The sequence below is a fragment of the Faecalibacterium longum genome (assembly GCF_040094125.1).
Lineage (GTDB): Bacteria > Bacillota > Clostridia > Oscillospirales > Ruminococcaceae > Faecalibacterium > Faecalibacterium longum.
In genome coordinates this window covers 16,730-28,074 of the sequence record NZ_JBBNIH010000087.1, presented here as the reverse complement: position 1 = coordinate 28,074, position 11,345 = coordinate 16,730, and the positions used below count along the sequence as shown (strand labels likewise).

13 protein-coding genes are annotated in these 11,345 nt (G+C 52.3%); 7 read left to right on the top strand and 6 right to left on the bottom strand.

The annotated features are described in order from the left end of the window. The first annotated feature begins 87 nt into the window (after positions 1-87). The 4 genes from AAAU26_RS02550 to AAAU26_RS02535 all read left to right on the top strand — a co-directional run bounded on the left by AAAU26_RS02550 (position 88) and on the right by AAAU26_RS02535 (position 3,521). The gene (locus AAAU26_RS02550) at positions 88-873 is read left to right on the top strand and encodes a DUF6551 family protein (RefSeq protein ID WP_097773969.1); all 786 of its coding nucleotides are present in this window, start codon (positions 88-90) and stop codon (positions 871-873) included. 30 nt (positions 874-903) lie between these two features. After that, a complete protein-coding gene (locus AAAU26_RS02545) occupies positions 904-1,149 on the top strand; it encodes a helix-turn-helix domain-containing protein (RefSeq protein WP_005933015.1) in 246 nt (81 codons plus the stop codon). A gap of 90 nt (positions 1,150-1,239) precedes the next feature. Next, entirely contained in the window at positions 1,240-2,130 is an 891-nt protein-coding gene (locus AAAU26_RS02540; RefSeq protein WP_005928318.1) for a helix-turn-helix domain-containing protein, read from the top strand. Continuing rightward, positions 2,130-3,521 carry a tyrosine-type recombinase/integrase gene (locus AAAU26_RS02535; protein ID WP_227619414.1) on the top strand — a complete coding sequence of 464 codons (1,392 nt, stop codon included), beginning with the start codon at positions 2,130-2,132 and terminating at the stop codon, positions 3,519-3,521. The genes AAAU26_RS02540 and AAAU26_RS02535 overlap by 1 nt, the downstream gene beginning before the upstream one ends. A 57-nt stretch (positions 3,522-3,578) precedes the next feature. On the opposite strand, the gene AAAU26_RS02530 is transcribed toward AAAU26_RS02535, so the two are convergent. The 5 genes from AAAU26_RS02530 to agaV all read right to left on the bottom strand — a co-directional run bounded on the left by AAAU26_RS02530 (position 3,579) and on the right by agaV (position 7,500). Continuing rightward, complete coding sequence (locus tag AAAU26_RS02530; protein WP_015536742.1) at positions 3,579-3,983, bottom strand: AbrB/MazE/SpoVT family DNA-binding domain-containing protein; 405 nt, start codon at positions 3,981-3,983, stop codon at positions 3,579-3,581. 684 nt (positions 3,984-4,667) lie between these two features. Continuing rightward, on the bottom strand, positions 4,668-5,324 hold the full coding sequence (locus AAAU26_RS02525) for an HAD family hydrolase (RefSeq protein WP_158396479.1): 657 nt from the start codon (positions 5,322-5,324) through the stop codon (positions 4,668-4,670). A 19-nt stretch (positions 5,325-5,343) separates the two neighbouring features. Next, positions 5,344-6,171 carry a PTS system mannose/fructose/sorbose family transporter subunit IID gene (locus AAAU26_RS02520; protein WP_158396477.1) on the bottom strand — a complete coding sequence of 276 codons (828 nt, stop codon included), beginning with the start codon at positions 6,169-6,171 and terminating at the stop codon, positions 5,344-5,346. Then, on the bottom strand, positions 6,161-6,979 hold the full coding sequence (locus AAAU26_RS02515; protein ID WP_158396476.1) for a PTS mannose/fructose/sorbose/N-acetylgalactosamine transporter subunit IIC: 819 nt from the start codon (positions 6,977-6,979) through the stop codon (positions 6,161-6,163). The genes AAAU26_RS02520 and AAAU26_RS02515 overlap by 11 nt, the downstream gene beginning before the upstream one ends. Before the next feature lie 44 nt (positions 6,980-7,023). After that, positions 7,024-7,500: a PTS N-acetylgalactosamine transporter subunit IIB gene (gene agaV, locus AAAU26_RS02510; protein WP_015565947.1), complete on the bottom strand. Its 477-nt coding sequence runs from the start codon at positions 7,498-7,500 to the stop codon at positions 7,024-7,026. Positions 7,501-7,716: 216 nt separating this feature from the next. Between agaV and AAAU26_RS02505 the strand changes: the two genes are divergently transcribed. The 3 genes from AAAU26_RS02505 (at position 7,717) to fba (ending at position 10,897) form a co-directional block, all read left to right on the top strand. After that, a complete protein-coding gene (locus tag AAAU26_RS02505; protein WP_217211769.1) occupies positions 7,717-8,916 on the top strand; it encodes a helix-turn-helix transcriptional regulator in 1,200 nt (399 codons plus the stop codon). Positions 8,917-8,946: 30 nt separating this feature from the next. Next, positions 8,947-9,912, top strand: coding sequence for a Gfo/Idh/MocA family protein (locus tag AAAU26_RS02500; RefSeq protein WP_227619413.1), 966 nt, complete (start codon positions 8,947-8,949; stop codon positions 9,910-9,912). 133 nt (positions 9,913-10,045) lie between these two features. Next, positions 10,046-10,897 carry a class II fructose-1,6-bisphosphate aldolase gene (fba, locus tag AAAU26_RS02495; RefSeq protein ID WP_227619412.1) on the top strand — a complete coding sequence of 284 codons (852 nt, stop codon included), beginning with the start codon at positions 10,046-10,048 and terminating at the stop codon, positions 10,895-10,897. Between the two features lie 157 nt (positions 10,898-11,054). Here the strand turns inward: fba and yajC are convergent, their stop codons facing one another. After that, complete coding sequence (yajC, locus tag AAAU26_RS02490; protein ID WP_207676394.1) at positions 11,055-11,342, bottom strand: preprotein translocase subunit YajC; 288 nt, start codon at positions 11,340-11,342, stop codon at positions 11,055-11,057. Positions 11,343-11,345 lie beyond the last annotated feature (3 nt).

The following is an 11,345-nucleotide window of genomic DNA, read 5'->3' as shown; positions in this document are numbered from 1 at the left end:
AATCCACAGCACCCTGAAACTATTGTAGCATTCCGCTGGAGAGCGGTCTATAAATACTACTATTTTATTATACGAGGAGGTTCCTTTATGATGAACGCAGTTGTAAAACCTTACCATGAGATGTGCCTGAACAGCAGCGAACTGATCGTGCCGCGCGACACTTATCAGCGTGCTCTTCACCCCGCTCGTGTTGCCCGCATCGCAAAAGAATTTGACGAGCGGGTTGCCAATGAGCCGAAGATCAGCTTCCGGGATGGTCACTACTATGTGATGGACGGACAGAACACCATCGCTGCACGGAAATTTCTGAACGGCGGCGAAGATTTGCAGATTCGCTGCAAGGTTTATTTTGGTATGACAGAACGAGAAGAAGCCCTCCTGTTTGCACAGCAGACAGGCATTTCGGAACGGCTGAGTGCAGGACAGAAGCTCCGTGCCCTGATTTTTGCAGGGGAGCCTGCTGCCGTTGCATTCCAGCAGGCCACCGAATTGGCTGGCGTTCATCTTTCTTTTGAAGAAGGCCGGGGCAAGCAGCGGATCAGCTGCATCGCAACCGCCTATCACGAATTCATCCGGCTTGGTCCTGAACTGTATATCGAATCCCTTGATGTTTTGCTGAATGCGTGGGACGGAGAACCTGATTCCATGAGTTCTGCAAATCTGCTCGGCATCTGCCGCTTTGTAGAACTGTACCACTCCGAATACAGTAAAAGCCGTCTGATTGCCAAACTGCGGCAGGTCGATGCATTCACGATTTTTCGCCTTGCACGAACCGCAGGCGTAAGCCTTCCCGGCAAGACGAAGTACCTTCAGCAGGTCTATACTATTTATAATGGTGGCAGCCGCCGGGCTGCATTGCCGCTCAAGTTTTAACTTTAAGTATATTTAACGAGGTATTATCCAATGATTATCCATGAAGAACCTTCGCCCAACTCGGTTTCCTCCCCTGTTTCCACAGCAAAGGACAGCCGCTGCTATACCGTAGAAGACCTGATGGAAATGCTGCTCCTGAGCCGTCCCACTGTCTACCGTCTACTGAAGCAGAATGAATTCCGCTGGTTCAAGGTAAGCGGCGCTTACCGTATTTCCAAAGCCAGCTTTGAAGCATGGCTCAATGATGGCACTGTTGAACGCAATCCCGCTGTTTGACATCCTCAACATTTCACGCGAAATCTGCTATTCTTTAGCCGGGATGAGAAATCCCGGCTAAACTTTTACATAGATAGAGAGGTGTCTTTCATGGATGATATGCGGAATACTTCGGCTCCCTTATACGGAAAAGCTGAACCTGCCACTACCAAAACCACCATGTCGGTTCGTGAGATGCGGCAGCTTCTCGGCCTTGGCAAAACAGACAGCTATTGGCTGCTTCATAAGAATCTCTTTGAAGTCATTCTGATAAACGACAAAAGGCGTATCGTTATTTCCAGCTTTGAGAAATGGTATGCCAATCAGGTCAAATATCATAAGGTCAATGGTTCGCCACCGGGCGAGGAACTTTGCAAACGGTCCTATTCCGTTCCTGACGCCGCCGAGATATTGAAGGTGAAACCCGAAACGATCTATACACTCATCCGACAGGGCAAGTTGAAAACAGAAACGGCAGACTTCTGTATGAGAATTCCCAAAGAGGACTTTGAGCGGTGGTACCGATCACAAAGTCGCTACCGCACAGCAGCCGACCGTGAGCGTGACCGGGAGATTGAAGCGCAAACCATCTCCATCCCGGAAATGGCAAAACTACTCGGTATCCCACGCAAGAATGTTTATGGGATTCTTGATTGCAAAAAATACCGAGATTGTTTCGTCATTGAGCGCGTGGCCGACAGGCCGCGCATTACCAAAAAAAGTTTTAAGGCATGGCTTAAAAGCCAATCTACATACCAACTTCAAAAACCGAAAAAAGAAACGCATGAGGAGCCGCCGCTAAAACTGCAATGTCCCAAGAATGGGAAATACTACAGTTTTCAGGAAATTCAGGCTTTTTACGGAATCAGCCGCCCAACACTTGACTCGTGGGTTCTCAAAGAAGGAATTCCAACGATGAAGTTGGGAAGGGTAAAACGCATCCAAAAAGACGCTTTCGATGAAGTTCTGAAGTCCAAACGTAAAGTAGAGGAGGATGTATAATGGCTAGCATTGTCAAACGCAATAACCGATACTGCGTTGTCTATACCTACAAACACACTAATGGAACGCTAAAGCAGAAATGGGAAACCTTTACCGACCTTGCAGATGCCAAAAACCGTAAGAAAGAGGTCGAATACAAAGAATCCGTCGGTACCTTTGTGGCACCCCAGTGCCGAACTCTAAAAGACCTGCTTAAAGAATACGTCACCCTGTACGGAAGAACCAAATGGGCACTTTCAACCTATCAATCAAACACTGCACTGATTTCAAACTACATAGAACCGCTTATCGGCTCAATGAAGCTGCAAGATCTCACCACCCGCGTAATTGAGGGATATTATCAGCGGCTGCTTAAATACGAAGCCGTTGACCCTATGTGTGGAAAGCGTCAGCATCAATACGTTTCTCCCGGCACGGTTCGTTCGGTTCACAAAATTTTGAGAAGTGCCTTTGAGCAGGCTGTAAAGTGGGAACTTATGGAAAAGAATCCCTGTATTTATGCCACCTTGCCCAAATACACTGCAAAGAAGCGTGATATCTGGACTGCCGAGACCCTGTTCCATGCCTTAGAAGTCTGTGATGATCCACGGCTCCGGCTTTGCATCAACCTCTCCTTCTCTTGTTCCCTGCGCTTAGGGGAATTGCTCGGTCTGACATGGGATTGTGTGGATATCTCCCCCGAAAGCATTGAAGCCGGGCGAGCCTCCATTTACATAAATAAGGAATTGCAGCGTGTAGATATTGCTTCGCTGAACGCCTTGGAAAATAAAAATGTCATCACTCGTTTTCCCTCGCTGAGTTCCCGCTGCACCACGGTCCAGGTTCTGAAAAGCCCTAAAACAGACAGCAGTATCCGAACCATTTTTCTCCCCAAAACAGTTGCTGAAATGCTTGTCCACTATAAAGCCGAGCAGGACATGACAAAGGACGCACTGGGTGCAGAGTATGCAGACTATAATCTCGTGGTTGCCGGCCCGCTGGGAATGCCGACCGAACAATCCACCATTAACGGTGCATTGAAGCAGCTGATTGAGGAAAACGATTTCCCCAAAGTGGTTTTCCATAGCTTCCGACACTCCAGCATTACATACAAGCTCAAGCTGAACGGCGGCGATATCAAAGCCGTGCAGGGCGATTCCGGTCATGCACAGGCTTCGATGGTCACCGAGCAGTACGCACACATTCTGGATGATGATCGGCGTTTGAACGCACAACGATTCGACGATTTCTTCTATCAGCATCATGGTGCAGAGCCTGAAGTCCTCCCTCGCGCAGAGCAATCCACTCCCAAAGCCAGTCCCGTCGATACAGATGCGGCAGCAGCTCTTGCTAAACTGCTGGCTGACCCCTCTATGGCTACACTCATTAAAAATCTTGCAAAGAACCTATAAGCCTCTATACATAAACAGCGGCAGTTTTCCGTATATGGAAAACTGCCGCTATCTGTTTTAGGATGATCCCGTTTCTTTGTGTTTTTTCGCCTTAGCTTCCTCTATGTCCATCTTCAGCTGATGTGTAAGCTGTTTTACATAATCGAGTGAAACTTCATAGCCTTCTGCGATTTTTTCTGCCGGCATCCCATCAAGGATACGGGAGATCACAATGTTCTGAGTGGCTTGTTTTCTCGACTCTGCAATCATTTCCTCAATAGAGGGGCAATGTTTATTATGCATCCAATTCAAGTAATCCAAGCGTTCAGCTTCTATCCGCGATAGAAGCCTGACTGCATAGAAATTGTCATCTACCTCGAAGCGAACTTCCTCTCCGGGTTTGACTTCAAGTTTTTCCAGAACCGCATCTGGGAGTTTTACAGTTCCATCTTCACCGACTACAATATTAAATTTCTTTTCCATCGCACACTCCTAAAATCACGCAAAGTTCCTTGCATCCAGTGCCTTTACTCCCGTAAGAATACCATAAGCCCCTTCCTTTTACAAGACAATGCGCATTTCCATTCGCACTGTTACATAGACCAGAGTTTTCTCGCAGAAAGCTCTGGTCTTTTTCTATTGAAAACATTTGTCCATCACACCAGCTACGGCTGTATGGTCTGGTTCACGAATGCTAAACAAGCAAATATCCGTAGGGAAACGTACACTTCCCAGCTAATGAAAGGTGGGCATTTTACAATGAACCTTCCACTTTTCATTAGCTCTGCTAATTTTCTGCTAATGAAAAGCCTTTTACTCGTTTTATTTCGGGGTTTGTGTTCTTTACTCAGATTGACAGCGCAACAAAAAATCAATTGATAAAACGTTACTTGTTTTACCTACTCTTGCCTAGGATTTATGGCTTCAGCCCCTACTCCTAAGGGGAAGGCCGCAGGTTCGACTCCTGTCTGGGACATATTGCAAAAACGCGAAGGACTTTTCTTTTAACGGGAAAGTCCTTCGCGTTTTATTTTATCCTCCCTGCGCAGTTTTCCACTTTTGACCCCTGTGCAGTTCAAAACCATAGTCATCCGGACACGACAAAGGCGGCTTCGATCTCTCGAAGCCGCCTTATCAACTGTGGAAGTGGAAACTCATTGGGTGAACTCAGTTTTCCAGCCAACCGTAATCAAATTCTGTAAAGTCGTGGATGTAGTGGTCTGCTCCCAGTGCCAGCAGCTCGGGCCCGTCTGCCGTCTCTCCGACGCCCACGATCCGGCCTGCGCCGTTTCGTTTTGCCAGAGCGATGGCGGTGACGCTGTCCTCAATGACCAAGCACTCAGAGAACGGAACACCCAGCCTCCGCGCAGCTTCCAGATGCATCTCGCCTTTGTCGGCATAGCTTCCGTCGTCGTACACGACGTCCTGTTGTTTCAGCCAGTGACCGATTGGAAACGAGTCAAAGTAGAAATCAACATTTGCTTTTATGGAAGCACTCGCCAGCGCAAACGGGATGCCGCGCTTCTGTAAGCCTTGCAGCAGCTCTTCAGCACCTGCTACGAGGTGTAAACTGGCAGGATCGTTCCTGCATGCCTCCCGGTACAGCGCCTCTTTCTTTTCTGAATACTGCTGGCGCTCCGCAGGGGTGAGCCACGGGGCCATGTTCTTCAGGATGACATCATTGCAGGGACCGCAAATCTTCGTCGATGCAAGAGGGCTTTTATCTTCGGGATGCAGTTCATGATAGATCTTTGACCACGCCTCCATGTGGAAGCGGGTATCAAAGAACATCGTCCCATTAAAATCAAGAAGTACCGCGTGCATTGTGATTCCGGCTTATGTCTTAAGCAAAGATGCCGAAGAATGCGCCGACCAGACCGATGACCAGCAGCAGAGCGATGCAGGTAACGGGCTTCCAGTTCTTCTTCTTCATCAGGAAGAACAGGCCGAGGGTCAGAGCCAGAGGGATCAGCTTGGGCAGGACGCCATCCAGAATGCTCTGGATAACGATGGGGCTGTCGCCGTTCTCGATGACGGTAGCAACGGTGGTGCCGCCGTAGTTGGAAGTCAGAGCACCGACGATGAAGACGCCCAGCATGGAAGCTGCACGGGTGAACTCCTTAGCGTTGGCAGTCAGGATGTCGATAGCCTTGGTGCCCAGGTTGTAAGACCAGTACATCAGGAAGAAGCGGCATGCGAACTGCACGATGTTAAAGATCAGCAGGAACAGGATGGGGCCAGCCAGCGAACCGTTGATGGCCATGTTCGAGGTGATACCTGCGGTGATGGGAACCAGAGTGAACCAGAAGATTGCGTCGCCGATACCGCCCAGAGGACCCATAGCGGCAACACGCACGGCACGAATGGTTTCGATGTCAGCCTTCTGCTGCTCCAGAGAGAGGATGATGCCCATGACGAAGGTGACCAGGAACGGGTGAGTGTTGAAGAACTCCAGGTTGTGCTCCATGGAGAGCTCCAGGTCTTCCTTGTTGTCTGCGTGGATCTTCTCCAGACCGGGCAGGATGCAGTACAGCCAGCCGGCGGCCTGCATACGCTCGTAGTTGAAGGATGCCTGCAGGTTCAGGGAACGAAGCACCATCTTGTTCAGCGTAGCCTTATCCAAAGGCTGCGCGGGAGTCAGATTGTTGTAATGAGTTGCATTAGATGCCATCTTCGTCGTCGCCTCCATTCGCAGCAAAACCAGAACCAGCAGCCTGCTTGATAGCAACGCGAGTCTGGTAGTCATACAGAGCGATCGCAACACCAACGAATGCGATCAGCAGCAGAGCAGAACCGGACAGCTCGGGGATGTAGCCGATGATGGTTGCCAGAGCGAAACCAGCAAAGTAGATGCCCCAGAACTCGTTGGAGAGCATGATGCGCAGCAGGGTTGCGAAACCGACGAAGCGCATCATACCGCCAGCAGCGCCCAGACCAGCCATGATCCATGCATACTTGGCGGCCAGGTTGCTCAGGGTAGTACCCATTGCAGAGCCGCCCAGCATACCGAGGGTGCAGACGATGGCGAACAGCAGGCCCAGAAGAGCCATTGCCAGATAGTTCAGACGGACAATGCCCTTAGTGTCGCCCTTTGCTGCCAGCTGGTCAGCCTTGGACATCATGGGGGACATGAGGGTGAACAGGAAGGTAACCATGTACTGGCCGATCAGAGCGAAGGGAACTGCCAGACCGACAGCAGCGGTGGTATCCAGATGAGAAGAGATCGCAAACACGGTAGCCATGACGCCGCCGATGACTGCGTTTGGCGGCTGAGCGCCGCCGACAGGCATGTTACCGATGGTCATCAGCTGGTAAGTACCGCCGACGATCAGACCGGTGGGAAGATCGCCCAAGATCGCACCGATGACAGCACCGGAAACGATAGGCTGGTACAGGGATTCCAGGAAATCAAACTGGTCGATGGCGACGATGAACACCCACACAAAGACCAGAATGATCTGAAGTGCACTAAAGCCCATAATAAATACTCCTTTTCAAGTATTTTCGAAAGCACCCGGAAAGCTTACTTGAACAGCTTTTCGATGTTTTCAGCGTGTTCGGTAGGAACGCGGCGGATCTCCAGTTCCACACCAAGCTCCTGCAGCCGCTTGAACGCAGCCACATCGGCGTCGTCAACTGCGACAGAACCTGCCACCTGGCGCTTGCCTTCTGCCATGTGCATGTTGCCGATGTTGACTTTCTTGATGGGAACGCCACCCTCCACCAGCTTCACGACATCCTGCGGGTTCTCGCAGACGATGAAGATCAGCTGCTTGGCGCTGGCCTTGTGGATGGTATCGATCGTCTTCTGGATGGTCCAGTAACGCATTGCAGCGTAGGCAGGAGCAGCCATATTCATCAGACCCTGACGCAGGCTGTTGCCAGCCACCTCGTCGTTGGCCACCAGAATAAGGTTTGCACCAATGGCGCCACACCACTGCGTTGCGACCTGACCGTGAACAAGACGGTTGTCGATCCGCGTAAGAACAATGTTCGGCATTCTCAAATTCCTCCTTGAGTTTTTTGTCTGAGTTTCCAATTCAGAGTAACTACATTATAGGCTATATTTGAACAAATGTCTTTATATTTTTTAACAAATTGTTTCGAAAAAACGGTTAAATTCGGTGAGTCTCATTACAATCTACCAAAAAAGTATAAATAAGACTAGTCAAAATGCCAAAAAAATGATATACTTTTTCAGTAAGGAGGGATTTGAATGCAACGCGAAACTTCCAACGACACTTTTCTGGACTACGGCTCGGTCTACCACCAGCCCATCGACCGCGAGCACCCGGAGCTCATCCACCAGACGATGGTTGCCATCACCCGCCGCTATGTCTCCCAGTTCTACTGCTTCAACTGCGATACCTATTTACAGGTAAAGAGCGGCATTGGCGTTCTGCTGGTCTCCCACACGGCGGAGGCTGCCGATGTGCAGGAGTTTGCGATGAACAGGCTCATCCACATCAAGCCAAATATCTACTTCGCCGTCGTCTCCACGACCCAGAAGCTCGAGTACGACCTTTACGCCGAGAGCAGCTACTTGCTGCATATCACAGACTTTCCTTCCCAGTACGAATTTCTAGCCGTCCTGCCCCGCATCGAGATACAGAAAATTCTGGGCTACTACTACCGCATCCGCACTGAGAACTACTGTTTCCATGGTGAGCGGCACGATTTCTTCGAGCTGACCTATGTGGACACCGGCGAGCTGGAGACCGAAGTGGACGGCACGCTCTACCACTTAAAAGAAAAAGACCTGATGATATACGGCCCGGGCCAGTTCCACACCCAGTACACCGACGAAGAGCACAGGGCCTCCTATATGACCATCCTCTTCGATATGCGCAACCTGACTCCCGTGGAGCGGGAGGTCTGGTATGACGCCCTCATCAACCGGGTGTTCCACTACGACCAGAAGATAAACACCTTATTAAAAACCTTCGTCCGGGAGAGCACCACCGGCATCCCCTATATGAACAGCCTGATGCTCTGCCTGCTGACCGAAACCATCATCCGGCTGCTCCAAGGCACCTACGCCTCCCCCATGGCCCCCGCCAGCAGCACAGCCCACCAGAGCGCCATGGACGAGCTGTTCGACCGCATCATCGCCTATATCGACGACAACATCTACGACCCCCTCACCATCCCGGAGATCTGCGAGCACTTCTCGCTGTCCCGGTCCGCTCTGCAGCTGCTGTTCAAGAACTCGGTGGACCAGTCGCCCAAAAAGTATATCAACGACAAGAAGCTGGAGCGCAGCTGTCAGATGCTCCTCGAGAACCGCTATACCATCAGCGAAATTTCGCTGCGTCTGGGCTACAGCTCCATCCATTATTTCTCCAAGTCCTTCAACATGAAGTATCACATGTCCCCCAGCGAATTCGTCAAGCAGAACTGTCAGAGCAGCGTCTGATACCCATTATATATAAGGAAGGGCGTTCCTATGAATATCGGCATCCTCGGCACTGGCTCCATCGCCCGCACGATGGCAGCAGAGTTTGCAAAGGTCCCTGCGTTCCGCTGTGAGGCGGTCTGCTCCCGGCAGCAGACCACCGGCGAGGCGCTGGCACAGCAGTTCGGCATCCCGAAGGTCTACACCGACTATGACGCCATGCTGGCCGACCCGGACATTGAGCTGGTCTATATCGCCACTCCCAACAGCCTGCACTATGCACAGACCAAGGCAGCGCTTCTGGCCGGAAAGAACGTCCTCTGCGAGAAGCCCTTCGTCCCTACCGTGGCGGAGGCTGACGAGCTCATCGCGCTGGCGAAAGAGAAGCACCTCTTCCTCTTCGAGGCCATCACCACGGCCCACCACCCCAACTATGCACTTGCAAAGCAGTACCTCGACGACATCGGTTCTCTCCGCATCGTCTCCTGTACCTTCTGCCAGTATTCCAGCCGGTACGATGCCCTGCTCTCCGGGCAGGTGTCGCCGGTATTTGACCCGGCCTGCTGCGGCGGCGCGCTGATGGACCTGAACCTTTATAATGTACATTTCGTGGTGGGGCTGTTCGGCGAACCTATGCTGGTGAGCTACCATCCGAATCTCTACCAGAACGGCATCGACACCAGCGGCATCCTCCTGCTGGAATACCCCGACTTCATCTGCCAGTGTACCGGCGCAAAGGACTGCGCCGCGCCGGGCAGCGTCCAGCTCATCGGCGACGCGGGCCGCATCCTCATCGAACCGGGCAGCAGCAACTGCCAGAAACTCCGCCTCGTCCGTCCCGGACAGGAAGATATTTGCAGCGAGTACAGCGAGTCGCCGTGGTTCTACGAGGTGGCGGAGATCGCCATGATCCTGGCCCTCAAGGACTATGATGCCTGCTACGCCGCACTGAAAAAGACCCGGCAGGTGGTCACCGTTCTGGAAGCCGCCCGGGAGGATGCACAGCTGGGCTTCTGAGCTTTCAACCGCAAATGACAAACTCTTTGGCGTTTTTTGCTCTTGCCAAATTAGCCAAGACTATCTATAATAAAGATGAATCGTTAAACTCTTAACGCTTTTTGAAGAAGGTAAAGTTTTTGGAGGTTTTACTATGTCCTTAGTTACGACCAAAGATTTGATGCTCGACGCTCAGAAGAACCATTACGCCATCGGCGCGTTCAATGCCGAGAACATGGAGATGGTGCAGGCCATCATCGCCGCTGCTGAGGAGCTGCGCGCTCCTGTCATCGTCCAGACCACCCCGGGTACCCTGAAGTACGCTTCTCCGGCCATGTTCCACGCCATGGTGGCCGCAGCCGCTTCTGAGGCAAGTGTCCCCGTCGTGATGCACCTCGACCACGGCAGCAGCTATGAGCTGTCCATGCAGGCATTCCGTGCCGGCTACACCTCCGTCATGATCGACGGCTCTCACCATGTGTTTGAGGAGAACATCGAAATCACCAAGTCCGTTGTCCGCGCCTGCCACGCCGCCGGTATCCCGGTGGAGGCTGAGCTGGGCAAGGTCGGCGGCAAGGAAGACGACCTTGATGGCGGCAATGGCAACGGCTACACCGTCCCCTCCGAGGCTGCTGAGTTTGCAGAGCGCACCGGCGTCGATTCTCTGGCTGTCGCCATCGGCACTGCCCACGGCGTCTACAAGGGAACTCCCAAGCTGGATATGGAGCGCCTGAGCGAGATCCGCAAGGTCGTGTCTGTGCCTCTGGTGCTGCATGGCACCTCCGGCGTGCCGGATGACGCTGTCCGCGAGTGTGTCGCACGCGGTATGTGCAAGGTCAACTACGCCACCGACCTGCGTATTGCCTTCAGCAAGGGCCTGAAGGAATACCTCGCCAAGGACCCCGAGGTCTTCGACCCCAAGAAGTACAGCGCCGTCGGCCGCGAGTACGTCAAGGAATACGTCAAGAGCAAGATCCTGGTCTGCGGCAGCAACGGCAAGGCTTAATCACATAAAATCGCAGCGGGAGCGGATGTCCTTCGGGATGTCCGCTCCCGCTTTTTGCTGCACAAATGACAAGGCCCCCGCAGAATGCCGAACATTCTGCGGGGGCCTTGCCGTTATGAAAGAAAGGTAAAAGTAGCAAATATGGGGGAATGCCGCCTTATTTCAGGAGGCTCTGGACTGCGTAGCGGGAGATGGTGATGACGACCTTGGGGGCCACCTCCACGCGGAGGGTGTCCTCGTCGTCGATGCTGACCACCTTGCCGTAGACGCCGCCCGCGAACATGATGCGGGAGCCGACTTTCAGCTCCGTGTGTACCTCACCCAGCTCCTTGCGCTTGCTGCGCACATTCTTGGCCGAGATGGCGTAGAGGATGAGGCCGATGATGCTCATGAGCACGGCCAGCGTGATGCAGGTCCAGATGATAACTTCCCAGTTGATCGTCATAAA

What these genes read in the sequence shown, in the direction of transcription:
- AAAU26_RS02520 (WP_158396477.1), bottom strand. Translation starts at nt 6,171, where the DNA reads ATGGCATCTAATGCAACTCATTACAACAATCTGACTCCCGCGCAGCCT.
- AAAU26_RS02515 (WP_158396476.1), bottom strand. Translation starts at nt 6,979, where the DNA reads ATGGGCTTTAGTGCACTTCAGATCATTCTGGTCTTTGTGTGGGTGTTC.
- AAAU26_RS02540 (WP_005928318.1), top strand. Translation starts at nt 1,240, where the DNA reads ATGGATGATATGCGGAATACTTCGGCTCCCTTATACGGAAAAGCTGAA.
- AAAU26_RS02525 (WP_158396479.1), bottom strand. Translation starts at nt 5,324, where the DNA reads ATGCACGCGGTACTTCTTGATTTTAATGGGACGATGTTCTTTGATACC.
- AAAU26_RS02530 (WP_015536742.1), bottom strand. Translation starts at nt 3,983, where the DNA reads ATGGAAAAGAAATTTAATATTGTAGTCGGTGAAGATGGAACTGTAAAA.
- yajC (WP_207676394.1), bottom strand. Translation starts at nt 11,342, where the DNA reads ATGACGATCAACTGGGAAGTTATCATCTGGACCTGCATCACGCTGGCC.
- AAAU26_RS02535 (WP_227619414.1), top strand. Translation starts at nt 2,130, where the DNA reads ATGGCTAGCATTGTCAAACGCAATAACCGATACTGCGTTGTCTATACC.
- AAAU26_RS02550 (WP_097773969.1), top strand. Translation starts at nt 88, where the DNA reads ATGATGAACGCAGTTGTAAAACCTTACCATGAGATGTGCCTGAACAGC.
- fba (WP_227619412.1), top strand. Translation starts at nt 10,046, where the DNA reads ATGTCCTTAGTTACGACCAAAGATTTGATGCTCGACGCTCAGAAGAAC.
- AAAU26_RS02500 (WP_227619413.1), top strand. Translation starts at nt 8,947, where the DNA reads ATGAATATCGGCATCCTCGGCACTGGCTCCATCGCCCGCACGATGGCA.
- AAAU26_RS02505 (WP_217211769.1), top strand. Translation starts at nt 7,717, where the DNA reads ATGCAACGCGAAACTTCCAACGACACTTTTCTGGACTACGGCTCGGTC.
- AAAU26_RS02545 (WP_005933015.1), top strand. Translation starts at nt 904, where the DNA reads ATGATTATCCATGAAGAACCTTCGCCCAACTCGGTTTCCTCCCCTGTT.
- agaV (WP_015565947.1), bottom strand. Translation starts at nt 7,500, where the DNA reads ATGCCGAACATTGTTCTTACGCGGATCGACAACCGTCTTGTTCACGGT.